The sequence below is a fragment of the Pseudomonas reinekei genome, assembly GCF_001945365.1.
Taxonomy (GTDB): domain Bacteria; phylum Pseudomonadota; class Gammaproteobacteria; order Pseudomonadales; family Pseudomonadaceae; genus Aquipseudomonas; species Aquipseudomonas reinekei.
Genome location: NZ_MSTQ01000018.1, coordinates 20597 through 46694, shown reverse-complemented (window position 1 = coordinate 46694; position 26098 = coordinate 20597). Strand labels below are relative to the sequence as shown.

25 protein-coding genes are annotated in these 26098 nt (G+C 61.5%); 18 read left to right on the top strand and 7 right to left on the bottom strand.

Annotated elements, in window-relative coordinates; translation table 11 throughout:
- Positions 1-124: 124 nt before the first annotated feature.
- Positions 125-475: a hypothetical protein gene (locus tag BVK86_RS23280; protein WP_075948653.1), complete on the top strand. Its 351-nt coding sequence runs from the start codon at positions 125-127 to the stop codon at positions 473-475.
- Here the strand turns inward: BVK86_RS23280 and trxA are convergent.
- The 3 genes from trxA to BVK86_RS23265 all read right to left on the bottom strand — a co-directional run bounded on the left by trxA (position 472) and on the right by BVK86_RS23265 (position 2631).
- The gene (trxA, locus tag BVK86_RS23275; protein ID WP_075948652.1) at positions 472-1344 is read right to left on the bottom strand and encodes a thioredoxin; all 873 of its coding nucleotides are present in this window, start codon (positions 1342-1344) and stop codon (positions 472-474) included. The genes BVK86_RS23280 and trxA overlap by 4 nt on opposite strands.
- 169 nt (positions 1345-1513) lie before the next feature.
- Positions 1514-2170, bottom strand: coding sequence for a class I SAM-dependent methyltransferase (locus tag BVK86_RS23270; protein WP_075948651.1), 657 nt, complete (start codon positions 2168-2170; stop codon positions 1514-1516).
- The gene (locus tag BVK86_RS23265; protein WP_075948684.1) at positions 2167-2631 is read right to left on the bottom strand and encodes a YbaY family lipoprotein; all 465 of its coding nucleotides are present in this window, start codon (positions 2629-2631) and stop codon (positions 2167-2169) included. Before BVK86_RS23265 ends, BVK86_RS23270 begins: the two co-directional genes overlap by 4 nt.
- A 127-nt stretch (positions 2632-2758) precedes the next feature.
- Here BVK86_RS23265 and nrdR point away from each other — a divergent pair, with 127 nt between their 5' ends.
- The 13 genes from nrdR to BVK86_RS23200 all read left to right on the top strand — a co-directional run bounded on the left by nrdR (position 2759) and on the right by BVK86_RS23200 (position 12899).
- Positions 2759-3223 (top strand): transcriptional regulator NrdR, encoded by a 465-nt coding sequence (nrdR, locus tag BVK86_RS23260; RefSeq protein ID WP_003228656.1) that lies wholly within the window; start codon positions 2759-2761, stop codon positions 3221-3223.
- A complete protein-coding gene (ribD, locus tag BVK86_RS23255) occupies positions 3220-4353 on the top strand; it encodes a bifunctional diaminohydroxyphosphoribosylaminopyrimidine deaminase/5-amino-6-(5-phosphoribosylamino)uracil reductase RibD (RefSeq protein ID WP_075948650.1) in 1134 nt (377 codons plus the stop codon). The genes nrdR and ribD overlap by 4 nt, the downstream gene beginning before the upstream one ends.
- A gap of 47 nt (positions 4354-4400) precedes the next feature.
- Positions 4401-5063 (top strand): riboflavin synthase, encoded by a 663-nt coding sequence (locus BVK86_RS23250; protein ID WP_075948649.1) that lies wholly within the window; start codon positions 4401-4403, stop codon positions 5061-5063.
- 30 nt (positions 5064-5093) lie between these two features.
- Entirely contained in the window at positions 5094-6185 is a 1092-nt protein-coding gene (ribBA, locus tag BVK86_RS23245) for a bifunctional 3,4-dihydroxy-2-butanone-4-phosphate synthase/GTP cyclohydrolase II (protein ID WP_075948648.1), read from the top strand.
- 91 nt (positions 6186-6276) lie between these two features.
- On the top strand, positions 6277-6753 hold the full coding sequence (ribH, locus tag BVK86_RS23240) for a 6,7-dimethyl-8-ribityllumazine synthase (RefSeq protein ID WP_003228649.1): 477 nt from the start codon (positions 6277-6279) through the stop codon (positions 6751-6753).
- Positions 6750-7250 (top strand): transcription antitermination factor NusB, encoded by a 501-nt coding sequence (gene nusB, locus BVK86_RS23235; RefSeq protein ID WP_003185935.1) that lies wholly within the window; start codon positions 6750-6752, stop codon positions 7248-7250. The genes ribH and nusB overlap by 4 nt, the downstream gene beginning before the upstream one ends.
- 23 nt (positions 7251-7273) lie before the next feature.
- Positions 7274-8239 carry a thiamine-phosphate kinase gene (gene thiL, locus BVK86_RS23230; protein WP_075948647.1) on the top strand — a complete coding sequence of 322 codons (966 nt, stop codon included), beginning with the start codon at positions 7274-7276 and terminating at the stop codon, positions 8237-8239.
- Positions 8236-8739 (top strand): phosphatidylglycerophosphatase A family protein, encoded by a 504-nt coding sequence (locus tag BVK86_RS23225; protein ID WP_075948646.1) that lies wholly within the window; start codon positions 8236-8238, stop codon positions 8737-8739. Before thiL ends, BVK86_RS23225 begins: the two co-directional genes overlap by 4 nt.
- 23 nt (positions 8740-8762) lie before the next feature.
- Positions 8763-9503 carry a substrate-binding periplasmic protein gene (locus tag BVK86_RS23220; protein WP_075948645.1) on the top strand — a complete coding sequence of 247 codons (741 nt, stop codon included), beginning with the start codon at positions 8763-8765 and terminating at the stop codon, positions 9501-9503.
- 163 nt (positions 9504-9666) lie between these two features.
- On the top strand, positions 9667-10284 hold the full coding sequence (gene ribA, locus BVK86_RS23215; protein WP_075948644.1) for a GTP cyclohydrolase II: 618 nt from the start codon (positions 9667-9669) through the stop codon (positions 10282-10284).
- Positions 10281-10700, top strand: a complete 420-nt coding sequence (locus tag BVK86_RS23210; RefSeq protein ID WP_075948643.1) for an MFS transporter — start codon at positions 10281-10283, stop codon at positions 10698-10700. Before ribA ends, BVK86_RS23210 begins: the two co-directional genes overlap by 4 nt.
- Positions 10700-11500 (top strand): cobalamin-binding protein, encoded by an 801-nt coding sequence (locus BVK86_RS23205; RefSeq protein WP_075948642.1) that lies wholly within the window; start codon positions 10700-10702, stop codon positions 11498-11500. Before BVK86_RS23210 ends, BVK86_RS23205 begins: the two co-directional genes overlap by 1 nt.
- A 217-nt stretch (positions 11501-11717) precedes the next feature.
- Positions 11718-12899 carry a pyridoxal phosphate-dependent aminotransferase gene (locus BVK86_RS23200; RefSeq protein WP_075948641.1) on the top strand — a complete coding sequence of 394 codons (1182 nt, stop codon included), beginning with the start codon at positions 11718-11720 and terminating at the stop codon, positions 12897-12899.
- A 70-nt stretch (positions 12900-12969) separates the two neighbouring features.
- On the opposite strand, the gene BVK86_RS23195 is transcribed toward BVK86_RS23200, so the two are convergent.
- From BVK86_RS23195 to BVK86_RS23180, 4 genes are all read right to left on the bottom strand, one after another.
- Positions 12970-14853: a TonB-dependent receptor domain-containing protein gene (locus BVK86_RS23195; RefSeq protein ID WP_075948640.1), complete on the bottom strand. Its 1884-nt coding sequence runs from the start codon at positions 14851-14853 to the stop codon at positions 12970-12972.
- A gap of 150 nt (positions 14854-15003) precedes the next feature.
- Positions 15004-16902, bottom strand: a complete 1899-nt coding sequence (dxs, locus tag BVK86_RS23190; RefSeq protein ID WP_075948639.1) for a 1-deoxy-D-xylulose-5-phosphate synthase — start codon at positions 16900-16902, stop codon at positions 15004-15006.
- Between the two features lie 91 nt (positions 16903-16993).
- The gene (ispA, locus tag BVK86_RS23185; RefSeq protein ID WP_075948638.1) at positions 16994-17881 is read right to left on the bottom strand and encodes a (2E,6E)-farnesyl diphosphate synthase; all 888 of its coding nucleotides are present in this window, start codon (positions 17879-17881) and stop codon (positions 16994-16996) included.
- Positions 17878-18120 (bottom strand): exodeoxyribonuclease VII small subunit, encoded by a 243-nt coding sequence (locus BVK86_RS23180; RefSeq protein WP_075948637.1) that lies wholly within the window; start codon positions 18118-18120, stop codon positions 17878-17880. Before BVK86_RS23180 ends, ispA begins: the two co-directional genes overlap by 4 nt.
- Positions 18121-18368: 248 nt before the next feature.
- On the opposite strand from BVK86_RS23180, the gene BVK86_RS23175 reads away from it, so the two are divergent.
- From BVK86_RS23175 to BVK86_RS23160, 4 genes are read left to right on the top strand one after another with little or no spacing between them, the layout of a single operon-like run.
- The gene (locus BVK86_RS23175; protein WP_075948636.1) at positions 18369-19157 is read left to right on the top strand and encodes a YfaP family protein; all 789 of its coding nucleotides are present in this window, start codon (positions 18369-18371) and stop codon (positions 19155-19157) included.
- A 36-nt stretch (positions 19158-19193) separates the two neighbouring features.
- Entirely contained in the window at positions 19194-20906 is a 1713-nt protein-coding gene (locus tag BVK86_RS23170; RefSeq protein WP_075948635.1) for a DUF2138 domain-containing protein, read from the top strand.
- Positions 20891-21541: a DUF1175 domain-containing protein gene (locus BVK86_RS23165; protein WP_075948634.1), complete on the top strand. Its 651-nt coding sequence runs from the start codon at positions 20891-20893 to the stop codon at positions 21539-21541. The genes BVK86_RS23170 and BVK86_RS23165 overlap by 16 nt, the downstream gene beginning before the upstream one ends.
- A complete protein-coding gene (locus BVK86_RS23160; protein WP_075948633.1) occupies positions 21538-26097 on the top strand; it encodes an alpha-2-macroglobulin family protein in 4560 nt (1519 codons plus the stop codon). The genes BVK86_RS23165 and BVK86_RS23160 overlap by 4 nt, the downstream gene beginning before the upstream one ends.
- The last annotated feature ends 1 nt before the right edge of the window (position 26098 follow it).

Sequence of the window (26098 nt, the reverse complement as noted above, 5' to 3'; positions counted from 1 at the left end):
CGGTAGGTAAATGAAGAGTTTGTTATGTAATCTTATAACGTAAGTGTGGAGAGTTTGACTGGCTGCTTGGCGTTGCACAAGTCCCATGGGAGCATGCAAGTCAGAAATGTGCAGGAGCAGACTCATGTTGCGAATTCGCGGAAGCATCGGCGACTGGCCGGTGGATTTGACCCTGGAGATGGATGACGCTGACTGGGCGCGGCTGGGTGCGCAGTTGACCGTGGAAAAAACCGAGGTCAGCGCTGCGCCGGCCAAACCGCAGAATCAGGACGATGCGCTGTGGCAGATCGCCAGGGACCTGTTGCGCAAGGCAGGGCAGTTGAGTGGGCCGGATTTGCTGGAGCAGCTGGAAGGGCTGACCGGCAATGCGTCGGCGGGCAAACGCCTGTTGGTGCGTTTGCGCCATAGCCCGGACGTGAAGGTCGAGAGCGGCGGGGATACGCCGCTCTACCGCTGGTCGTTGGAGCGAGCTTAATAAAGCGCAGCAAACAACTTGCGGCGGTAGGTGCTCACCAACGGATGATCGTTGCCGAGCAGTTCGAACACCTGCAGCAAGGTCTTGTGCGGCAAGCCTTCGCTGTAGCTACGGTTACGGATGAACAGCTTGAGCAGGGCATCCAGTGCGGCGTCGTATTGCTGACGGGCCAGTTGCTGGATCGCCAGTTGATAAACCGCCTCGTCGTCCTGCGGGTCTTTCGCCAGTCGCGCCTTCAGGTCAGCAGCATCCGGCAGATTCCTGGCCAGCCCGAGAAACTTGATCTGCGCCTTGGCACCGGCCAGGGCAGCCTTGTGCTCATCGCTTTTGACCGCGTCGAGCACCGCCTGCGCTTCGTCCAGCTCACCGCGTTCGGTGAGGCAGCGGGCGTACAGGATCAACGCCTTGGCGTTGGTGTTGTCTTCGCCCAGGATCACTTTGAGCAAGGCTTCGGCATCGGCAAAGCGGCTATCGTCAAACAGTGCCTGGGCCTGTTCGAACGGATCGGCGGCGGCTGGCGGCGGCATTTGCACATGGGGTTCGAGCAGGGCGCGTACGGCCGATTCCGGCTGCGCTCCGGCAAAACCGTCCACCGGTTGACCGTCCTTGAACAGCACCACGGTCGGCAGGCTACGGATACCGAAGCGGGCGACGATGTCCTGTTCGATGTCGCAGTTGACCTTGGCCAGCAGCAACTCGCCCTGATAGCTCTCGGCGATGGTCTGCAGCATCGGCATCAGTACTTTGCACGGCGCACACCATTCGGCCCAGAAATCCACCAGTACCGGTTTGTGGAAAGAGTTCTCGATCACTGACTGGTCGAAATCGGCAGTCGTGGCGTCGAAGATGTACGGCGTTTCCTGACTCATGGGCAATCTCGTAGAAGCGTGAATGGGGCAACTATACGGCTTGGTGGGGTCGCGCCGGAAGCGGGGTGTTCGTTAGAGATGCTTCGTTTGACAGGACGTCATCGCGAGCAGGCTCGCTCCCACACTGGAATGCATTCCCTCTGTGGGAGCGAGCCTGCTCGCGATGCTTTTAGCTGCGGCTGGCGTGGTACAGGCTCACATGCCGAAATTCTTCCGGCTCGGCCAGGTCCGGCAAGGTCATTGCCTCAAGCATTTCGATACGCCGGTACAGCGGATGACGAAAATCCCGCACCCGAGAATCCGCCACCAGCGCTTCGCGGCCGCGACTGAGAAACTCGTCGAGCAGCGGCAGGTTCGCCCGGTCGTACAACACGTCTGCCACCAGGATCAGATCGAAGCGATCGGCCTCGGTGAAAAAATCGGTCGAGTAGCTGAGCTGTACATGATTGAGTTCGGCATTCGCCCGACAGGCGGCAATCGCCAGCGGGTCGAGGTCACAGGCCACCACTTCCAGTGCCCCGGCCTTCATAGCGGCAATCCCTGCCACGCCAGAGCCGGCGCCGAAATCCAGCACCCGCTTGCCTTCGACCCAGTGGCGGTGTTCGGCGAGGTAACGAGCCACCGCCAACCCGCTGGCCCAACAGAAACTCCAGTAGGGCGGCTCGTGCAGGATGCGCCGGGTTTCTTCCGGGCTGAAGGCGCGGTCCATGTTGTCGCCATCGATCAGCCACAGCTTCAGGTCGGTCTGCGGAAGTTCACAGGCGACCAATTGCGCATCACCGAGCAACTCACCCAGCGCCCGTTGCAGGTCGAGCGGTGCACTCATGGCGCTTTGACGAACTGCAACTGGCCCAGCGTCTGGGTCGTCGGCTGGCTGATCAGTTGCGACGGCAGATGCAGGATCAACTGACCGGACTGGCTGGCGCGACCACGCAGTTCAACCCGCGCACCGGCCGGGAAGGACTCCGGATTGAAGCGCAGGTGGAATGGCAATACCTGGTTGTTGCCGATCAGGCTGGAGCTGGCGAGCAATTGTTGCGGCCGGTCTTTGTCGTCGATCACCAGCAGTGCGAGTTCGACCTCGGCACCGGTCGGCACACCCTGGAGGGTGCCGCTCAACTCGCGCTGAAACGCGGGCAACGGGCCGAGTTCGGCGGCCTCCTTGGCTTTTTTCTGCGCTTGTTGCGGCGCAGGGCCCGGGGTCGGTGGCTGGGGCTGCGGTGCATCGCTGCTGCAGGCCACCAACAGGCTAAAAAGACTGAGCAAAACGAGCGGACGTAACGACATTGGCAGCTCCGGAAAGATGAAATCCATGGATCAAGTGATCATCCCGTCTGTATACCGCAAACCCTATGGCTTGTCTTGCCACCGGGATGCGCTACCATGGCCCTCCCTTTTTTTGTTGCCTGCCACCATGCACTGTCCCTTCTGCGGTGCCAACGACACCAAGGTCATCGACTCGCGTCTGGTCGCCGAGGGCGAACAGGTGCGCCGCCGGCGTGAATGCCTGGCCTGCGGCGAACGTTTCACGACGTTCGAGACGGCTGAACTGGTGTTGCCGCGCCTGATTAAAACCGACGGCAGTCGCCAGCCGTTCGACGAAGAAAAACTCCGCGCCGGCATGCAGCGCGCGCTGGAAAAGCGCCCGGTGAGTGTCGAGCGCCTCGAGTCGTCGCTGGTGCACATCAAACACAAACTGCGCGCCACCGGCGAACGCGAGGTCAAATCCCTCGTGGTGGGTGAGCTGGTGATGGCCGAGCTGCAGAAGCTCGATGAAGTCGCCTATATCCGCTTTGCCTCGGTGTATCGCCGCTTCCAGGACCTCAACGAGTTCCGCGAAGAGATCGATCGCCTGGCCCGTGAGCCGGTGAAAGAATGACCACATCCGCCGAACAGGCCGTCCTCGACGCGCACTACATGGCTCGCGCGCTGGAATTGGCGCGCAAGGGTCACTACACGACACACCCCAATCCGCGGGTTGGCTGTGTGATCGTCAAGGACGGGCAGATTGTCGGCGAAGGCTGGCATGAGCGCGCCGGTGAACCCCACGCCGAAGTCCATGCCTTGCGCGCCGCCGGTGAGCGGGCCCGGGGCGCCACGGCTTACGTTACCCTCGAACCTTGCAGCCACCATGGCCGCACGCCGCCCTGCGCCGATGCGCTGGTGAATGCCGGTGTGGCGCGGGTGGTCGCGGCGATGCAGGACCCTAATCCGGAAGTCGCCGGTCGTGGCCTGCAACGTCTGGAACAGGCGGGCATCGCCACCAAAAGCGGCGTGCTGGAAAGCGAAGCGCGCAAACTCAATCAAGGCTTCCTCAAACGCATGGAACACGGCTTGCCGTTCGTGCGGGTCAAGCTGGCCATGAGCCTCGACGGCCGCACCGCGATGCAAAGCGGTGAAAGCCAATGGATCACCGGCCCGGCGGCGCGTTCGGCGGTGCAACGCCTGCGTGCCCAGGCCAGCGTGGTGCTGACTGGCGCCGATACGGTGCTGGCGGACAATGCGCGTTTGACCGTGCGCGCCGATGAGCTCGGTCTGGATGCCGAACAAACCGCACTGGCCATGAGTCGGCCGCCACTGCGTGTGCTGGTCGATGGCCGTCTGCGGGTGCCGCTGGATGCGCCATTTTTCAAGGCCGGTCCGGCGCTGGTCGCTACTTGCGTGGCGGTGGAAGAGCAATACGCCAACGGCCCGGAATGCCTGATCGTGCCGGGTTACGATGGGCAGGTCGATCTACGTCAGTTGCTGGTCGAACTGGCCAACCGTCAGGTCAATGAAGTGCTGGTCGAGGCCGGCCCACGGCTGGCGGGGGCCTTTGCCCAGCTCGGTCTGGTGGACGAGTTCCAGATTTTCATCGCCGGCAAGTTCCTGGGGTCTTCGGCGCGGCCATTGCTGGATTGGCCGCTCGCGCAAATGAAGGATGCGCCCGAGCTTAAAATCACCGAAATTCGCGCGGTGGGCGATGACTGGCGGGTCACTGCCATTCCTTCGCCAGCAGCCAGCGTATAATTCCCGGCCATCGCTATAGCGCTGGCTTTGTTCTCGAGGAGAACCTCATGTTTACCGGCATCATCGAATCCATCGGCAGTATTCGTGCATTGACCCCAAAGGGCGGTGATGTACGGGTTCACGTCGACACCGGCAAGCTCGACCTGAGCGACGTCAAACTGGGCGACAGCATCGCGGTCAATGGCGTGTGCCTGACCGCCGTTGAGCTGCCAGGCAACGGCTTCGCGGCGGATGTCAGCCGTGAAACCCTCGACTGCACCGCCATGAACGACCTCAAAAGCGGCAGTCCGGTCAATCTGGAAAAAGCCCTGACCCCGACCACGCGCCTGGGCGGTCACCTGGTCAGCGGTCACGTCGATGGCGTGGGCGAAGTGGTTGCCCGCACCGAGAACGCCCGCGCCGTGGAATTCCGCATTCGCGCGCCGAAAGAACTGGCCAGGTACATCGCCCATAAGGGTTCGATCAGTGTCGACGGCACCAGCCTGACCGTGAACGCGGTCGATGGCGCCGAGTTCCTGTTGACCATCATTCCGCACACCCTGAGCGAAACCATCATGGCGTCGTACCAGCCAGGTCGCCGGGTGAACCTGGAAGTGGACTTGCTGGCCCGTTACCTGGAGCGCTTGCTGCTGGGCGACAAGGCCGCAGAGCCTGCTTCCAGTAACATCACCGAAAGCTTTCTGGCCGCCAACGGCTACCTCAAATCCTGAGCTCTAATTTCGAAAGAAGGGGGGTGCCTTGTGGCGCTCAATAGCATCGAAGAACTGGTTGAAGACATCCGCCAAGGCAAGATGGTCATCCTCATGGATGACGAAGACCGCGAGAACGAAGGCGACCTGATCATGGCCGCCGAGTGCTGCAAGCCCGAGCACATCAACTTCATGGCCAAGCACGCCCGTGGCCTGATCTGCATGCCGATGAGCCGTGAGCGTTGCGAGCTGCTCAAGCTGCCATTGATGGCGCCGCGCAACGGTTCCGGGTTCGGCACCAAGTTCACCGTCTCGATCGAAGCGGCCACCGGCGTGACCACCGGGATCTCCGCCGCCGACCGTGCGCGCACCGTGCAAGCGGCTGCCGCCCGCGATGCCAAGGCTGAAGACATCGTCAGCCCGGGCCACATTTTCCCGCTGATGGCCCAGGCCGGCGGCACCCTGGCTCGTGCCGGCCACACCGAAGCCGCATGCGACCTGGCGCGCATGGCCGGTTTCGAGCCGAGCGGTGTGATCTGTGAAGTGATGAACGACGACGGCACCATGTCCCGTCGCGCCGAGCTGGAAGCGTTTGCCGCTGAACACGACATCAAGATCGGCACCATTGCCGACCTGATTCACTACCGGATGATCCACGAACGTACCGTTCAGCGGATTGCCGAGCAGCCGCTGGACAGCGAACTGGGCCAATTCAACCTGGTGACCTATCGTGATTCCGTGGAAGGCGATGTGCACATGGCACTGACCCTGGGCAATGTCTGCGCCGAAGAACCGACCCTGGTTCGGGTGCACAACATGGACCCGCTGCGCGATTTGCTGATGGTCAACCAGCCCGGCCGCTGGAGCCTGCGCGCCGCCATGGCCAAGGTTGCCGAGGCTGGCAGCGGTGTGGTGCTGCTGCTCGGTCACCCGCTCGATGGCGATGTGTTGTTGGCGCATATCCGCGAAACCGCCGATCACACGGCAGTTAAAAAACCGACCACCTACAGCATTGTCGGTGCCGGTTCGCAGATCCTGCGTGACCTCGGTGTGCGCAAAATGCGCCTGATGTCGGCACCGATGAAATTTAATGCGATATCCGGTTTCGATCTGGAAGTTGTAGAATACGTGCCCTCCGAATAATGACCGGTTGTTTACGGCCTTGAATTCGCGGTTCAAATATCACTGAGGGACGCGTACGAGACGCGTCCCGGCTCTTTAAGAGATCTAACGAATGACCCTGAAGACCATCGAAGGTACCTTCATCGCCCCTAAAGGCCGCTACGCTTTGGTAGTGGGCCGTTTCAACAGCTTCGTCGTTGAAAGCCTGGTCAGCGGTGCAGTTGATGCCCTGGTTCGCCACGGCGTGAGCGAAAGCGACATCACCATCATCCGCGCCCCTGGCGCCTTCGAAATCCCGCTGGTTGCGCAGAAAGTCGCTCAGAAAGGCGAGTTCGCAGCAATCATCGCCCTGGGCGCGGTCATTCGTGGCGGTACTCCGCACTTCGAATACGTGGCTGGCGAGTGCACCAAAGGTCTGGCCCAGGTGTCCATGGAGTTTGGCGTGCCGGTCGCTTTCGGCGTCCTGACCGTTGATTCCATCGAACAAGCCATTGAACGTTCCGGCACCAAGGCCGGTAACAAAGGTGCTGAAGCTGCCCTGTCCGCTCTGGAAATGGTCAGCCTGCTGGCGCAGTTGGAGGCCAAGTGATTAGCGACGAAAGCGATCGTTTCAACCCGCGCGATCCAAAGCCTGCGGATGCCGGCAAGCCATCGAAAAGCGTCAAGCGTCGCGAAGCCCGTCAGCTCGCGACGCAGGCGCTGTACCAATGGCACATGGCCAAGCAGTCGTTGAACGAGATCGAAGCGCAGTTCCGGGTCGATAACGATTTTTCCGATGTCGATGGCGCGTACTTCCGCGAAATTCTGCACGGGGTTCCGCAGTTCAAGACCGAAATCGACACCGCACTCACGCCTTGCCTCGATTTGACCATCGAAGAGCTGGACCCGGTTGAACTGGCGGTTTTGCGCCTGTCGACCTGGGAACTGCTCAAGCGCGTCGACGTGCCGTACCGCGTTGTGATCAACGAAGGTATCGAACTGGCCAAGGTTTTCGGTTCCACCGACGGCCACAAGTTCGTCAACGGTGTGCTCGACAAGCTGGCCCCGCGTCTGCGTGAAGCTGAAGTCAAGGCGTTCAAGCGCTAACCTGCGCTTGAACTGCCATTGCCATGGGTGAGTTTGAGCTGATCCGCAATTTCTTCGCCGCCGCGCCCTGTGCGCAGGGCGGCGAAGGTGTTGCCCTCGGGATCGGCGATGATTGCGCCTTGCTGGCCGTTCCTCCCGGGGAACAGTTGGCCATTTCTACCGATACGCTGGTGGCCGGCGTGCATTTCGCCGACCCCTGCGATCCGTTTCTGCTCGGTCAGCGCTCGCTGGCCGTGGCAGTCAGCGACCTGGCCGCCATGGGCGCCACTCCGGTTGCCTTTACCCTGGCCCTGACCTTGCCGACGGTGACCGCCGATTGGCTGCAAGCCTATGCCCGTGGTTTGAATCGGATGGCGCAAAGCTGCGGCGTGGCGTTGGTTGGCGGCGATACCACTCGCGGGCCGTTGAGCCTGACCATGACCGTGTTCGGTCGCGTGCCGTCCGGCAAAGCGTTGACTCGCAGTGGCGCACAGCCGGGCGATCTGTTGTGTGTCGGCGGAGAGTTGGGGAATGCCGCCGGCGCATTGCCGTTGGTGCTCGGCCAGCGTACGGCAGAAGCGGCCATTGCCGGCCCGTTGCTGGCGCACTATTGGTCGCCGCAACCACAGCTTGGTCTGGGCCAGGCTCTGCGCGGCAAGGCCACTTCGGCGATGGATATTTCCGATGGCCTGCTTGCCGATTGCGGGCATATCGCCCTCGCTTCAAAAGTCTGTCTTCAGGTTGAGCGTGACCGGTTGCCGTTGTCGCAGGCGTTGCTGGCATTCCTTGGCCAGTCCGATGCACAAAGCGCGGCCCTGAGCGGCGGTGACGATTACGTGCTGGCGTTTACCTTGCCGTCCGTCGAGTTGCCGGCGCTGCTGGCCAACGGCTGGCCGATTCATGTCATCGGCCGTGTCGGGAACGGGCAGGGCGTGACGCTGCTGGACGCCGATGGGCAGGACATCACCCCGCAAACCCGGGGTTATCAACATTTTCGGGAGTCACCGTGACAGATCATCCCAAGCAGGTCCCGGCGGAATTCGTACCGCCGTCGGTCTGGCGTAATCCCTGGCATTTCCTGGCGTTCGGCTTCGGCTCGGGCACCTTGCCAAAGGCACCGGGCACCTGGGGGTCGTTAGTTGCGCTACCCTTTATTCCGTTGTGGCAGATGTTGCCCGATTGGGGCTACTGGCTGATGCTGGGCATCACCATGCTGTTTGGCTTCTGGCTGTGCGGCAAGGTGGCTGATGATTTACGCGTGCACGACCATGAAGGCATCGTCTGGGATGAGATGGTCGGGATGTGGATTACCCTGTGGCTGGTGCCCGAAGGATGGCAGTGGTTGTTGGCGGGTTTTTTGGTGTTCCGTTTCTTCGATATTCTCAAGCCGTGGCCGATTCGCTGGATCGACCGGCACGTTCACGGCGGCGTCGGGATCATGCTTGATGACGTATTGGCCGGGGTGTTTGCCTGGCTGGCGATGCAAGGATTGGTGTGGATATTCGCCTAAGGGGTTAAGTGGGAGATCTAGGGATGGCTCGGCGCGGGTTGTTGGCGATGGTGTTGGTCTTGTTTGGCTCATTCGTCCAGGCGGGTGACGCGACCACGACGACGCCTTCGGTGGTTCAACTCGCCAGCGAAGAATGGGAAGACTACACCGCCGCCGATGGACACGGCCTCGCTTGGGACGTGCTGCGCAAGGTCTTTGAGCCGGCAGGCGTCACGCTGAAGATCCGCACCGAACCTTACTTGCGCTCCATGGGCCTGGCCGAGCGCGGTGAGGTCGACGCCTGTGTCGGCTCCTACCGTGACGAATTGCCCGGGCTGATCTATCCCAAGTGGAATTTCGACACCGATCACATCTATGCCCTGGGGTTGGCCAGCAGCCCGGTGCCCACGCCGCAAACCCTGGGCGACTATCGACTGGCCTGGGTCCGGGGTTATGACTACCAGGATTATCTGCCCAACGTTCGCCGTTACAACGAAGTGCTGCGGCGGACCGGCATTGTCTCTATGCTGACTCAAAATCGTGCCGACTTTTACATCGATGCACTGACAGAAGTCGAATACGTGCGCAGTCGGGCCAAGGATCCATCGCAGTTGCGCAGCACCCATATCGCGGAATTACCGTTGTACCTGTGTTTCGCCAAGACCCCCAATGCCCGCGCCCTGGCGAAGCTGTTTGACCAGCGCATGGAGGTGTTGGTGAACAGTGGCGAGCTGAAGCCGATCTTCGAACGCTGGAAACAACCGTACCCATTTGAAGAGCATTAACACGGTTTGTTGCGGTCGGCGATTACCCCTTGCGGAAGTTGTCACGGCGGATATCAAACTTTTTGATAGTTATTGCCGATAATTCAGCCTAAGCGTCGTCTGGAACGTGCTGTTACAATGCCGACCTGCGAATCTTAAGACTCTTTAGATCAGGAGCACACCGGTGCCTGTCGTTTTTGTCGCCGCTTCCAAGCTGCCAACGCCTTTTGCGCAATTCACCATGCACGGTTTTCTCGACGAAGCCACCGGCCGCGAGCACGTTGTGCTGAGCCTGGGTGAGATCGCCGATGGCGCTCCGGTACTCGGCCGGTTGCATTCCGAATGCCTGACGGGCGATGCCTTGTTCAGCCAGCGTTGCGACTGCGGCTCGCAACTTGAAGCCGCCCTGCAGGCCATTGCCCGTGAAGGCCGCGGCGTGTTGCTGTACTTGCGTCAGGAAGGGCGTGGCATTGGCCTGTTGAACAAGATCCGCGCCTACGAGTTGCAGGACGGCGGTGCCGACACCGTTGAAGCCAACGAGCGCCTGGGCTTTGCTGCCGACCAGCGCGATTACGCCATGTGCCTGCCGATGCTGCAGCACCTGGGTGTCAAGTCCTTGCGTCTGATGACCAACAACCCGCGCAAGGTCAAAGCCTTGACCGACATGGGCATCGTGGTTGCCGAGCGCGTGCCGCTGCACACCGGCCATAACCCGCACAACAAACTCTACCTGGCGACCAAGGCCAGCAAACTCGACCACATGATGGGTAACGAACATCAAGGCGAGGTAGATCGGGCGTGACGCGCGGTCAGGTACGGCGGCGACTGTCCGTCAACTGGTGGCAGTACCTGGCGCTGGCCTTGTTGCCGCTGTTCGTGATCAACGGCGTATTCGGCCAGAGCGAGGCGATTTTGCCGGTGCTGGCGATGCCGTTGTTCATCGCCGGTGTCGCCTCGATGTTTGTCAGCCTGAAGTTTTTCGGTGGCTACAAACACGCATTGATCGCCACTCAGAAAGCCCTCGATACCCCTGAAGAACCTGCCGCGTGGATCCGCCTGGCAGCCAAGCGCCGAACGGCGTTCCTCGTCGCCGGCCTGCCAGCATGGATCGGTGCACTGGCCGTGTTCGTGGGGCTGGAAGCGGTACCGCTGATGTTGCTGGCGCTGTCGACCACGGTGCTGTTCTATCTCTACCGTATTCCGCGTCAGCTCGGTTGATGCGTGCGATCTGGCTGACGGTTTTGCTGTTGGCCTTCAGCGGTTCTGCAGCCGCAGTCGAGCGAGTCGTCAGCCTCGCGCCTTCTCTCTCTGAAATCGTCGTTGAACTGGGTTCGGCCGACCTGCTGGTGGGCGTGCTGGATGCCGGTGAGCGTCCTGTCGAACTCAAAGGCCTGCCTTCCGTTGGCCGCTACGGCCAATTGGACATGGAGCGCTTGCTCAGCCTGCAGCCCGATTTGCTGCTGCTCTGGCCCGGCAGCGTTGGTCCGGCCCAGCGTGAGCAACTCAAGCGTTTGAACATCCCGACTTATGTCGCCGAACCCCACGATTTCCAACAGCTCACCGCGCAGATCGAAGCGATAGCCGCTCGGCTCGGGCGACCGGAGCGGGGCGCGGCACTGGCGACCGGTTTGCGTCAGCGACTGGCGGACCTGCGCCAACGCTATCGTCGGGATCAGCCGTTGCGGGTGTTCTACCAGGTGTGGGATCGGCCGCTGTACACCATCGGCGGTGGGCAGATCATCAGCGATGCGCTGCAGGTGTGTGGGGCGCGAAATGTATTCGACGAGCAGACATTGCCAGCGCCGCAAGTCAGCGTGGAGGCGGTGTTGCAGCGCAATCCCGAGATGATTCTGGTCAGCGATCAAACGCAACTCGATGCATGGAAAACCTGGCCGCAGGTGGCGGCTGTAAAGCAAGGGCAGTTGCGCCTGGTGACGGACAAAGGCCTGGAGCGCCCAAGCGGGCAGATGATCGAGGCGACTGCCAGGCTGTGCCAGTTGATCGCCCCCGATCGCTAGGCCGAGGCGCAGCCACTGCGCCAGCTGCGTGGTACCGCTAACAGGAAACGACCGGCAAACTTTTTTGCCGGTTTGCCACCACGGGTGACCGCAGGTTTCGTCGAACCAACTATTGTCATCGAGCAGGGCTTTGCCCGTATCGGCAAAACGCCCCAACGTCAGGCCTGACTTCAACATTGAGTAGAACGTCACCCCGAGGGTTTTCAAGGAGCTTCAAATGAAATACTCGTCCATGGTCGAGCGCATCAGCGGCGAAACCGTCACCGCCTGGGACATCCACTACGCCGCGTGTGATGCGCAGGCACGGGGTGAAGATGCGATCGTGCTGAGCATCGGCGATCCGGATTTCGCCACCGCCGATGAAATTTGCGCCGCAGCGGTTCAGGCAATCAACGCAGGCGACACCCACTACACCCATGTGATCGGTCGGCCGGAACTGCGCGAAGCCGTTGCCTTAAAGCAGACGGCCTTGCTCGGCCAGCCGGTGTCTGCCGACAACGTAGCGCTGGTGGCCGGTGCGCAGAATGGCTTGTACGCGACGGCCATGTGCCTGTTCGAACAGGGTGATGAAGTGCTGGTGCCGGCGCCGATGTACCTGACGTATGCGGCAAGCATTCAGGCCTCGGGGGCGCTGCTGGTACCGATTGCCCAGCCCGCGGAAGATGATTTCCGCCTGACCCTCGCGGCCATCGAGGCAGTGGTCACCGACAAGACGCGCGGCATCGCCCTGGCTACGCCGAACAACCCCACCGGCAACGTCTACACCCATGAGGAGCTCGAAGCTGTGGCGCTGGTCGCTCAGCGTCACAACCTGTGGGTGATCAGCGATGAGGTCTACGGTCAGCTGACCTATGACCGTCCGCACCAGAGCGTGGCCACCTTCGAAGGTATGGCCGACCGCACCGTGGTGCTCAATAGCTTGTCCAAGTCCCACGCCATGACAGGCTGGCGGGTAGGCTGGGTGGTGGGCCCGCGAGCGCTGATCGGTCATCTGGATAACCTGCTGCTGTGCATGCTCTACGGGCTGCCGGGATTTATTCAGGCGGCTGCGCTCAAGGCGCTGGAGCTGGATGAGCAGGTGGTCAGCCATGCGCGGGAACTGTATCTGCGACGTCGAAACCTGGTGGTCGACGGCTTGCGCAATGTGCCGTTGCTCAAGTGCAAGGTGCCCGAGGCCGGCATGTTCATGTTGGTGGATGTGCGCGAGAGCGGGCTGTCGAGCACCGAGTTCGCCTGGCAGCTGTTCCGTGCAACCGGGGTTGCGGTGCTCGACGCCAGTGCGTTCGGCGCCAGCACCGCCGGATTTGTACGGATCTCGTTCACCGTTTCCGATGCCGCGTTAAGAGATGCCTGTCGTCGTATCGCAGGCTTTGTCGAAGGCCTTCAGGCGCGCAGCTGATACACCGATCTGAACGTTTCAGCGAGTGACTGGCCTCATGGGGGCCAGTCAAAACGCTAACAGTTCAAGCTCAGATTTCCGGCGTCCAGGTCACCCCGAACATCCACGCCCGACCTTCTTCGCGATACCCGTACTGGCTGCCGTCATGGCTGTACAGCGTGCGGCTGTAACCCTTGTCCAGCAGGTTATCCACCTTCAACTCCAGCTTGATCTCGCGATTGAGCGCCCAACTGCTGCGTAACCCCAGCAAGGCATAGCCGCCCAACGGTTGTTGATTGCTCAAGTCGTCGTAGCTGCTGCTCACTGCTTGCCAACTGACACCGAGGCCCAGTCGATCGAACTGCCGATCCAGGTCCAGGCTCACGGTGCGTCGTGCGCGACGGGCCAGGGTGTGCCCGCTGTCGCGATCCCGTGGGTCGATGATCGCCACGCCGAGGTTGCTTTGCCAGCCGAACAGTTCCTGTTTCAATGCGGCTTCGACGCCGTTGATCCGGGCCGAGGCGACGTTCTCCGGGCGCGAGTTGCTGCCGAAGATGATCGCGTCTTCAAGGTCCGTGCGGTACAGCGAGGCTTCCAGTCGGCTGTTTTCGGTCAACTGGCTGCGCCATTGCAGTTCATAGCTTTTCGAGGTTTCCGGCTTCAGGTCAGGGTTGCTGAAGTCGGGGTAATACAGGTCGTTGAAGGTGGGGGCGCGGAAGCCTTCGCTGTAGGTCAGCAGCACATCGTTGTTGGGGTTCAGCGGCAGGGTGAGGGTCCCGCTCCAGCTGTTCTGGCCACCGAATTGCTGGTTCTGGTCGCGGCGCAGGCCCAGTTCGGTGGAGAAACTGTCCGCCTGATAACGATGCTGGATGAATGCCGCACGGTTCCAGCGGCTGTTCTCGTCGAACGCGGTGCTGCTGTTGACCCGGTCTTCGTACCAGTCACCGCCGAGGATCAGGCTGTTGCTCTCGTTGAGTGTCAGGTCGTTCTGCCAGTTCAGCGAGTCGCGGTAGGTGTTGAATACGCTGCGTTCATCGCTGAGCTTGTCGAAGGTTTTCTCGCGGTTTTCGCTGTGGCCGAGTTCAATCCGGGTTTTCCACAGGTCGTTGACCCGCGCGTCGACGTAGCTGCTGACGCTGCTCACATCGAATCTGTTGTACGGCTGCTCCTGGACGGATTCGAAAGTATTCAGGTCGAAGCGGCCGAACGGATTGTCGTATTCACTTTTACCGCCGTTATCCAGCACGTTGGCGCCGATTTCGACGTCATCGCTCAACGCATGGCTCACGCTTATGCTGAACGATTTATTGCGGTACGCATCGTGATCGCTGTCGCTGGGGTACGACTCATGGGTGCGATCGATCCCGGCGGTTTCATCGAGGCTGGCGCCGAGATTGAAGCGAGTCTGTTCATCGCCGCCAGACAAATTGACGCTGCGCTCCCAGGTCTGGTGGCTGCCAAAGCCAACGTGCATCTGCGGGCGCAACCCCGGTTCGCTGCCACGCCGGGTAAAAATCTGGATCACCCCGCCAATCGCGTCGCTGCCGTAAATCACCGATCGCGAGCCGCGCAGCACTTCTACGCGCTCGACCTGTTCAATGTTGATGTGCTGCAGATTGCTGTCGCCCGAGGACGAATTGCCGATGCGTTGACCATCTACCAGCACCAGGCTCTGCGCTGACTGCGTGCCGCGAATGTAGATCCCCGGCAGACTGCCACGCCCGCCGGTTTGCGCGACTTGCACCCCGGGCACCCGACGCAGCAGGTCGGTAACGCTGTCTGGTTGCAGACGGTCGATGTCGTCGCGGGTGAACACGGTGTTGGCGGCACTGCTGTCGTTGCGCGCTTCGACCTGGCGGTTGGCGCTGATCAGCACGTCGGGCAGCTTCAGCGCCTGGTCGCGTTCAAAGGTGTCGGCCAGCAGCGGGCCGGACGGCAGAAGGGTCAGCGTCAGGGCGAAGGGGGAGAGTTTCATCGGCAGTCCGTGGGTGTTTCGTAGAGCACACAAATCAAATGTGGGAGCGAGCCTGCTCGCGATGGCGGTGTATCAGTCAACATCTGAGTCGACTGACAGTCCGTTATCGCGAGCAGGCTCGCTCCCACAGGGGTGCATGCATCCAGAGATTCAGATGTTCAGCAGTTGCAAACGCTCGCGGATCGAGGCCTCGATTCCGGTCTCGTCCAGCCCACACTCAGCCAGCATCTGCGCAGGCTTGGCGTGTTCGACGTAGATGTCCGGCAAGCCGAGGTGCAGCATCGACTTGAGGATGTTCTCGCGGGCGAGGAACTCGCTGACCGCGCCACCGGCGCCGCCCATGATCGCGTTCTCTTCGATGGTCACCAGCAATGTGTGGCTGCCAGCGATTTCGCGCACCAGGTCTTCGTCCAGCGGTTTGACGAAGCGCATGTCGACCACCGTTGCATCGAGCTTCTCTGCAACTTTCAGCGCTTCGGCCAACTGCACGCCGAACACCAGCAGGGCGACGTTGCTGCCTTGGCGGCGAACGACGCCTTTACCGATTTCGATCGGTTCGAGGTCTTTCTCGATGGTTGCATTCGGGCCGTTGCCGCGTGGATAACGCACGGCCGCCGGGCCTTCGTAAAGGTGACCGGTGGTGAGCATTTTGCGCAGTTCGTTCTCATCGCTCGGGGTCATCACCAGCATGCCGGGGATGCAGCGCAGGAACGACAGGTCGAAGCTGCCGGCGTGAGTCGGGCCGTCTTCGCCAACAAGACCGGCGCGGTCGATGGCGAACAGTACGTCGAGGTTCTGCACGGCGACGTCATGTATCAACTGGTCGTAGCCGCGCTGCAGGAAGGTCGAATAAATCGCCACTACCGGTTTGGCGCCTTCGCAGGCCATGCCGGCCGCCAGCGTCACAGCGTGTTGCTCGGCAATCGCCACGTCGAAGTAGCGCAGCGGGAAGCGTTCGCTGAAGGCCACCAGATCGGAGCCTTCCTTCATTGCCGGGGTGATCCCGACCAGGCGCGGGTCAGCCGCCGCCATGTCGCACAGCCACTCGCCAAATACACCGGAATACTTCGGCCCGCTGGCCTTTTTCGGCGCAGCGGCCGGGGCGTCCAGTGGTTCGAGTTTGGTGATGGCGTGGTAACCGATCGGGTCGACTTCCGCCGGGGCGAAGCCTTTGCCTTTCTTGGTGACGATGTGCAGGAACTGCGGGCCTTTCAGATCGCGCATGTTGCGCAGGGTGGCGATCAGGGTCGGCAGGTCGTGGCCATCGATCGGGCCGATGTAGTTCCAGCCCAGCTCTTCGAACAGCGTGCCGGGGACCAGCATGCCTTTGGCGTATTCTTCGGTGCGCCGGGCGATTTCCCAGGCACCGGGCAGTCGCGACAGCACTTTTTTGCTGCCTTCGCGCATGCTGGCGTAGGTGCGGCTGGAAAGAATCTTCGCCAGATAGTTCGACAGGCCACCGACGTTACGCGAGATCGACATGTCGTTGTCGTTGAGGATCACCAGCATGTTGGCGTCCACTTCCGGCGCATGGTTCAGCGCTTCGAACGCCATGCCGGCCGTCAACGCGCCGTCGCCGATCACCGCGATCGCCTTGCGATCACTGTTTTGCAGGCGGGCGGCAATCGCCATGCCCAGCGCGGCACTGATCGACGTGCTGGAGTGGCCGACGCCAAAGGTGTCGTACTCGCTCTCGGAGCGGCGCGGGAAAGCGGCAATGCCGTCCTTCTGGCGCAGGGTGCCCATGCGCTCGCGGCGACCGGTGAGGATCTTGTGCGGATAAGCCTGATGACCGACGTCCCACACCAGCCGGTCATCCGGGGTGTCGAAAACGTAATGCAACGCGATGGTCAGCTCGATCACGCCCAGGCCGGCACCGAAATGCCCACCGGTCTGGCCGACCGTGTAGAGCAATTCCAGGCGCAACTCATCGGCCAGGGTTTCCAGCTCGGCTTCGCCTAACCGGCGCAGGCCGTCCGGCGTGTTCGCGCGGTCGAGCAGGGGCGTGGTCGGGCGCTTGCGGGGAATCTCATGAAACGTCGTGGGCATCAGGCGAATCGTTATAGGTATAAAAGATGCGGCAGTTTACCTGATGCATCGGCCCCTGCCCACGCGTTGGTCTTTTTTGGCGGATACGCCGTCAGTTGCGCCGGTCGACGATATACCGGGCCAGGTCGCGCAACGGCTCTGCCGCCGCGTCAAACGGTCGCAGCGCGTGCAGGGCCTGATCGCGCAGTTCCAACGCGTAAGCCTTGGCCGCGTCGAGGCCGAGCAGGGCCGGGTAGGTCGGCTTGTCCCGGGCAATGTCCGCGCCCTGGCGCTTGCCGAGGGTTTCGGTATCGCTTTCGACGTCGAGAATGTCGTCCTGCACCTGGAACGCCAGGCCGATGGCCTGTGCATAAGTCTGCAGGGATTTCAGTTCGTCCTTCTCGGCACGGCCGCTGGCCAGGGCTCCGAGCTTGACGCTGACTTCGATCAACGCGCCGGTCTTGTGCCGATGCATGTATTCGAGGGCTTTTTGATCAAGCTTCAGGCCGACTGAGCCCAGGTCGATGGCTTGACCGCCGACCATGCCCGCCGGGCCCGCTGCCTTGGCCAATGCGCTGACCATGTGCAGGCGAATCTCTGCATGCGCATCGCTCAGGCGCGGGTCGAGCAGGGCGCTGAAGGCCAGGCTCTGCAAGCCGTCGCCGGCGAGGATCGCGCAGGCTTCATCGAATTTCTTGTGAGTGGTGGGCTGGCCGCGACGCAGGTCGTCATCGTCCATGGCCGGCAAATCGTCATGCACCAGCGAGTAAGCGTGGATCAACTCCACCGCGCAGGCGGCGCCGTTGGCTTGCTCAGGCTTGCCGCCCAACGCTTCGCAGGCCGCGTAGGCCAGCAAGGGACGAACGCGCTTGCCGCCGTTCATCACGCTGTAGCGCATGGCTTCGTACAACCGCGCCAGTTCAGGGCTCGGTGCGGTGAACAAGGTGTCCAGCGCCGCATTGACCCGACCCTGGCTGGTCGCCGAATACGCTTCAATCATTCTGGCAGGTCCGCGTCGAAGGGTTCCTCGGCCAACTCGCCATCCCGTTCGAGCAGCACCTGAACCTTTTGCTCGGCCTGGGCCAGCGCCGCCTGGCAATCGCGGGTCAGACCGATACCTTGCTCGAAAGCGGTCAACGAATCTTCCAGCGACAATTCGCCATTCTCCAGTCGCTCGACCAGCGTTTGCAGGTCGGCGAGGGATTGTTCGAAATCCAGTGCAGCTTTTTTGCGGGCCATGGCGGCGATTTCCGGTTGACGTTAAACCGGCGCGACACTAGCAGATAGGGGGTTCATGGGCAAATGAGCGGGGTGATTCCCGCCGCATTTTCAATGGGGTCCGATTGTGATGATGCGCAGCAGCGTCTAACCTTCGCGCCATCGATGACCCAACCGTCACGGGTCTTTCAGACGAAACGCAGTATCTACATCTGTAACGCGCCGAGGATCAGGCGCAAGGTTTCGTCATGCATGGCAGGAGGCGTCACATGCGCTTATTTTTTTTGCTGCTGATCGGGTGGGTCTGTGTGCCGGCAATGGCCACGCCGGGTGCCGAATTGTCGGAACCGGTGGGCGGCTGGCGCTTTAATGGTTTGCTGGACCGCACGGAAAACCCGCGAGTCGCCTATCCCACGCCACCCATCGACCGGGGCGTGCAGCGAAATCGCACGATGATCGAAGGCCAGCTCAAGGCCATCGGTACGCAACGCGGGCCCCACACGCTGGCGGTCAATGGCAACCCCCTGAACCTGTACACCGACGATCAGGGGCGTTTCGCCCGGCCGTACGCGTTCGGCGCCGGTTCCAACAGCGTCGAAGTGCGCAGTGCCGAAGGTCAGTCGCTCAAGCGCGTTCAATTCTATGAAGCCAATCATTTACGTACGCCGGCGCGGATTCGCGTGGTGTTGGGCTGGGATGACCCGAAGGCCGAACTCGATCTGCACATCATCACGCCTGACGGCCAACACGCGTTTTGGGCTCACTCGGCGCTGACCAACGGCGGCGGCCTCGACCCGGACGGCGTCGACGGTCCCGGCCCGGAAATGTTCACCATGACCGCACCGCTGCATGGCACCTATCTGGTTTACGTCAACTATTGGGGCAACTTCGGCAGCGGCGGCTATAACTTCGATGAGGCTGGCAACCAGAACGAGGTGATCACTTCGCAGATCAACCTGGTGCTCAACGAAAACACGGTCGACGAAAAACGCGAGACTTTCATCGTGCCCTTGCGGGCCATCGGTGACCTGCTGCTGGTCAAGACTTTCAACTATTAAGCATCCCGCACCACGGATGACATCGGGTTTTGTGAAATGAGCGATAACACCGTTACCCCGGCTGCCGAAACACCGAACGCCAAACCGTCCCGTCGCTGGCCGGCCATTGTGGTCGGGCTGTGCCTGGTCGCCGGTGTGGCCGCTGGCATGGGCTGGCTGATGAAAAAAAGCACCGCGCCGGCGCCGCAACTGGCGGCGGAAAAACTGGGCATGAGCCGCCCCGATGGTTTGCTCGAAACCCGTTCCTTGAGCCAATTGCCCAAGGATTTGCTGGCCGTGCCGTTCCTCAAGGAAACCCTGACCGAAGATTTCGTCTTCTATTACGAAGCCCACGCCGATCGCCTCGGCCTGATCGGCAGCTTGCGGCGGATCATCTACGAACATGACCTGAAGTTGCAGGACACACTGATCGAGCAACTGTTCGACCAACCGGCGGACGTCGCGCTGTGGCGCGGGGCGGATGGGCGGCTCAAGGAATTTCTGCTGGTGATGGATCGCGGTGGCCTGGCCAAAGTGCTGGAACCGCTGGCAAAAGTGGCGCTGGATGATTCGCAACTGAGCAAAGTCGCAGACGTGAAAGTCGGCACCGATGACGTGGCGCTTTATCAGCTCACCTACAACGCCAGCAGGGCGCTGGTGTTCGGCTCCCATGGCGACAAACTGGTGGTGCTGTCCAACCCGACCAGGCTTTACGACCCTGACAGTGGCGTGACACTGGAAGCGGGCGGCGTTTCAACCAAGGCCATCGCGGCGCTGCTCAACGGCGAAAAACTGTTCCCCGAAGCCTTCGGCCTGCCACCCCGTGCGCCGGAGGTGAAACAGCGCCTGTCGGTCAACGCCAGTGTGTTGGCCATGGGTTATCAGCGCTTCATTCCCAACTTCGCCGGCTTGCGTTTCGACATGGACGATAAAGGCTGGCACAGCTTCCTGGCCATGGATGAGCTGGAGAATCAGCCAGACTTCGATTTCAAACCGGTCTGGCAAGCCATGCCCATGGGCGCCAGCGCTTGTGTGGCGCTGCCGCTGGCCGCTGAACAACAGACACCGTTGCTGGTAAAACTCGGTGCCGAAGAGCGCGCCGCTCAAGCGTTGACCGAGCACATGGGCGGTGCGGCAGGGCTTTGCTGGTACGCCGACTCGCGCCTGTACACGCCGCTGCTGGTGGCCAGTCTCAAGGATGAAGACAGTGCCAGCCTGGATGGCGATCTGGGCAAGTTGTTCGGTTCGATGGTCGGCGCCTACGAAGGCAAGGTTGATGAGCATGCGTTCCCGGTGGTGGAGAAACAGGAAGGCCAGAGCCATCAATGGCAGCGTCAGGTCAGCTCCAGTTTCGGTCCCTACGCGGCCAAGGCTGCCGAGAATCCGGACGCGATCAGCGGCAAGGCGTTCATGCGCGTGAGCCTCGCGCGGCATGGTTCGACGCTGCTGTTTTCCCTCGACGACAAGCTGGTGGACAAGGCACTCGGGACCCTCGACAAACGCTTCCCGCCGATGGCCGATGTGGTGCCCAAAGACCTGCTGATGCCGGTGTATTTCGGCCCCGAATCCATGGCGCAACTGATGCAGCAGGAAACCCTAGACAGCCTGCCCCAGGACATGGAACCGGTGTTTTACAACGCCGCGCAAACCTACCTGATCCCGAAATTGCGCAAGCTCGGCGGCTATGGCAAGTACGCCCTGACCCTGCCTGAAGGCAGCGAGCCGGACGGTCATTGGCAATGGCTGCCGCTGGAATGGAAAGCCCTGTGAACACGTTGATCCGCAGCCTCGGTTTCCTCGCTTTGCTGCTAAGCGCGGGTGCCTGGGCGATCGAAACACCCGCGCTGAATGTGCAGCAATCCCAAGTGTTCCGCGCCTGGTTTGTGCGCATCGCCCAGGAGCAACTGAGCCAGGGCCCGAGCCCACGCTGGTACCAACAGGACTGCGCCGGGCTGGTGCGGTTTGCCGCCAACGAGGCACTGAAAGTCCACGACGACAAATGGCTGCGCAGCAATGGCCTGTCCAACCGTTATCTGCCGCCGGAATTGCAATTGAGCGACGCCCAGCGCGGCCTCGCTCAGCAATGGCAACAGGGTGGCGGCAAGGTCGGGCCGTACGTCAATGCGATCAAGTTGATTCAGTTCAACAGTCATCTGGTCGGTCGCGATGTCGCGCAAGCACGGCCTGGCGACCTGATGTTTTTCGATCAGGGCGACGACCAGCACCTGATGATCTGGATGGGCCGCTACATTGCCTATCACACCGGTACCACCACCCCCACCGACAACGGCATGCGTTCGGCAAGCCTGCAACAACTCATGACATGGAAGGACACCCGATGGATACCCGATGCAGCCAACCCGAACTTCATCGGCGTCTATCGACTGAATTTTCTCTCCCAATGACCGGTGCCCGCATGCTGCGTTTTCTGTCTCTGCTGTTGGTCATGGTGTTGCCTTTCTCGGCGGTCAACGCCGAAGACACTGTCGAACCCAGCGGCTACACGCCGGTCCCCGGCGAAAGTTTTTTCCTGTTGGCCGACAGCAGTTTTGCCAGCGACGAACAAGCGATGGTGCGCCTGGAAGCGCCAGGTCGTGACTACCGGCGCTTTCGCATGGAGCCTTACGGCGGCGCCGACATTCGCGTGTATCGCATCGACAAGCCGCTGGATTTCCTCAAGCGTCAGAAGAACCTGCACCGCGTGGTCAGCGATGGCCAGTTCAAGGGCGAAGGCTTGTCCAACACGCTCGCGTACCTGTGGGACAACTGGTATCGAAAATCCCGTCGCGTGATGCAGCGGGCATTCTCCTATGAGTCGCGCAAACAGGTTACCGAGGAAGTCCCGGAACTGAAAATGGGCGCCGCCATGGCCGCGCCGACGCCTTACGACGCGCCACCACAATTCGCGCTGATTCCGGGCCTGCCAGTGGCCAGCCAGTTCCGCTATCCATTGTGGCAAGCCAAACCGATCCAGCCGCCGCAAGGCGTGAACCTGGCCGGTTCTTCCAGCGAATTTGTCAGCGTCGCGCCGGGTAACGTTTACATCCCGTTGGGCACTTTGAGGCCGGGGCTGTATCTGGTCGAAGCGCTGATCGGCAAGTACCGCGCGACCACCATGGTCTTCGTCTCCAACACCGTGGCGGTGAGCAAGATTGCCGGCGATGAATTGCTGGTGTGGGCCGCGCGCAAACACCAAGGCAGTTCGGTGCCCAAGGTCAATGTGCTCTGGACCGACGGCCTCGGCGTGATGAGCAGTGGCGCCACCGATGCCGAGGGGTTGCTGCGCCTGAAACACGTCAGCCCCGAGCGCTCGTTCGTGATTGGCGAGGACGAAGAGGGCGGGGTTTTCGTCTCGGAAAATTTCTACTACGACAGCGAAATCTACGACACCAAACTCTATGCCTTCACCGACCGGCCGCTGTATCGGCCCGGTGATTGGGTCTCGCTGAAAATCGTCGGCCGCGAATTCAAGAACGCCCGCGATTCGGTGCAGCCAAGCGCTGCCGACGTCAACGTGACCGTGCTGGATGCGACCGGCACCGCACTGCAATCCCTGGACTTGAAGCTTGATTCAAAGGCCGGCACCCAAGGCCGGTTCCAATTGCCGGACAACGCCGTGGCCGGTGGCTACGAGTTGCGCTTCAGCTACAAGGATCAGGCCTACAGCAGCGCCTTCCGCGTGGCTGAATACATCAAGCCGCACTTCGAAATTTCCCTCAACCTGGCCAAGCAGGATTACCGCACCGGCGAGGCGGTCAAGGGCAGTCTGGTGCTGCTGTACCCGGATGGGAAACCGGTGGCCAATGCCAAATTGAGCCTCAGCCTGCGTGCCCAGCAACTGTCGATGGTTGACAACGAACTGCAATACCTCGGGCAATTCCCGGTGGAGCTGACCAGCACCGAATTGACCACCGACGCCAAGGGCGCTGCGACTCTGGATCTGCCGGCCGCCGACAAACCGAGCCGCTACATGCTCACCGTGTTTGCCAGTGACGGCGCGGCGTATCGGGTCAAGACCACCAAGGAAATTCTCATCGATCGTGGTGCGGCGAATTTCCGCTTGAGCGCACCACAGCGGTTCAGCGCGGTGGGCGACAAGGTTGCGTTCAGCTTCGTCAACGAAAGCGAACAAAGCGCAGCGGTTACCCCGAGCAGCTACGGCTGGGTTCGCCTGGAAGACCAGAGCACCGGTGAAGGCAAGCTGGCGGCCGCCGATAAAAGTTTCACCCTGGCCTTTGACCGGCCCGGCACCTACAACCTGACACTCCGTGACGACCACGGCCGAACCCTCGGCGCCACCGGGCATTCAGTCACCGGCGACGGGGTCAAAGCCGTACCGGGTACCGTGGAAATCGTCCTCGATAAAGCGGAGTACAAGGCCGGCGATGAAGCACTGGCGTTGATCACCTTCCCCGAGCCGATCAACGATGCGTTGCTGTCGCTGGAACGCGACAAGGTCGAGGCTACCGCGCTGCTGTCCAGGGGCGGCGACTGGTTGAAGATGGAGAAACTCAGCGACACTCAGTACCGCGCGCGCATTCCGGTGAAGGACGGTTTTGCACCGAACCTGACGTTCTCGGTGCTGTACACCAAGGGCGGTCAGTACAGCTTCCAGAACGCCGGCATCAAGGTGATTACGCCGCAGATCGATGTGGCGATCAGCACGGACAAGGAAACGTATCAGCCGGGCGAAACGGTTTCTGTCGATCTGACGACGCAGTTCGCCGGCAAGCCGATTCCGGCGCATCTGACGGTCAGCGTGGTTGACGAAATGGTCTACGCGCTGCAACCGGAAGTAGCACCCACCATCGACCAGTTCTTCTATCACCCACGACGCAATAACGTGCGCACCAGTGCCAGCCTGTCGTTCATCAGTTATGACGTCGCGCTGCCGGGCAGCCCCGGTGCGCCGGGCAAAGCCAACCGCAGCGAACGCGGGGTGAAAGTGCTGGAGCGCCCTCGTCGCGAAGACGTCGACACCGCCGCCTGGCAACCGGAGCTGCTGACCGATGCCGAGGGCAAAACCCGTTTCACCTTCAAGATGCCGGACTCGCTGACCCGCTGGCGCATCACCGCGCGGGCGATCGCCGACGATGGTCAGGTCGGGCAGAAAAAGCAATTCGTGCGTTCGGATAAACCGCTGTACCTGAAGTGGAGCGGGCCGAGCAAGTTCCGCACGGGCGACCAGCCTGATCTCGGTGTGTTTGCTTTCAGTCAGGCGCAAAACCCGATCAAGGCTGAACTGGTGACGCATTACCAGGGCAGTGAGCAGCGCCTACCTGTCACGCTCAACAGCGGCATCAACTACATCCCGCTTCCCTCGTTCGCGCTGACGAGCGGCGAATGGACCGCCGAACTGCTGCAGGACGGCACAATCGCGGACGCCCTGGCTGTGCGCTTGAGCGCAAGCGGCGAAGGCTGGCAAGTGACGCAAAGCCAACGCCTGGATGTCGCCAGCGGTGATACGCCGCTGGCGATGCCGGCAGACGCCACGGACATTCGCCTGCGTCTGGATGACAGCCCGCAAGCGCTGTTCCGCTCGGCGCTGGATGATTTGTTGAGTTATCCGTACGGCGGTGTCGAGCAAACGGCCAGTCGTTTGTTGCCGCTGAGCATCGCCTATCCGACGCTGTCGTCGAATCCGCAGATCCGTGATCGCTTGCGCCTGATCATGCAGAACAGCCGTTTGCGCCTGGTGCAAATGGCCGGGCCTGCGGCGAGTTTCACCTGGTGGGGCATGGATGGCGAGCCGGATGCGTTCCTTACGGCCTATGCCTATTACGCGGACTGGCATGCCAGCCAGGTGCTGGAATTGAGCCTGCCACCGGAGCATTGGCAGCGGGTGCTGGAGGTCTATTCGAAGCAGGCGAAGAACACGCCGCTGTTGCAGCGTGCGTTGATTGTGTCGTTCGCCAAACAGATGCAGTTGCCGGTTGACACCTTGCTCAGCGGCTTGATGGACGATCTGACGAAAGCAGGCGAGGGCCATGACGCGAACCTGATGGAGGATGGCGAAGACAGCATTGTCATGAGTGATCCGGATTCGGCGTTGGGGCTGGCGGCGGCGCGTGTGTTGACGGCATCGCTGGCGCGTCAGTCAAGGGTAGCGTTGCCGGATTCTTTCAATCGTCAATTGGCGGACGCGCAAGAGCGTTTGGCCGTCAGCTCGCAGCCGTTCGCCGAAGCATTGAACCTGTCGCTGCAACCCTTTGATCAGGCGCGCGCTCAAGCGTTGTTGCAACGTCTGCTGCCACAACAATCAACCCTCGAACGGGGACTGGCATTGACCTGGCTGCAACGCAGTATCGAGCAGGCCTCGCCCACCATCGCACTGGCGCCCGGAGAGGGCTGGAAGAAGCAACACGGTGCCACCGGCGAAATGTACTGGACCTGGCAGGGCGTGACGCCGGTGCCGAGTGTGTTGTCGCTGTCGGGCGCGCAGGAGCGTCCGCTGCGCGCAGCATTGAGCTTCCAGACCCAACAGCCGCCAGTCGACCCGATGGCCGTGACCATCACCCGTCGCCTGTCGCGACTGGTGCCGGGTGACGAAGCCTTCACGTTCAAACTGGAAGCTGTCGGCAACGCACCTCTGTCCAGCGACAGCCTGTACCTGGACGAAGTGATTCTCACCAGCAAAGCAGCGAAGCCGCTGCGCTATGGCCTGCTCGAAGTGCCGCTGCCACCGGGTGCCGATGTCGAGCGCACTACTTGGGGCATCAAGCTGCAAGGCAAATCCGGCACTGAACCGACGGCACTGGAGAAAGCACGTTTCGAACCGGGACAACTGGCCTATGCCGTGCCCGTCGATGCGCTGAGCGGCGAATTGCGTTTGCGACATTTGGTGCGTTTCTCGCAGAAAGGCCAGTTCAACCTGCCGGCGGCACGCTTCACTCAGGTGTACGCCCCGCAGCATCAAGCCCAGGAAAAGAAACCGGCACTCGGTCAGGTCACGGTCCACTGAC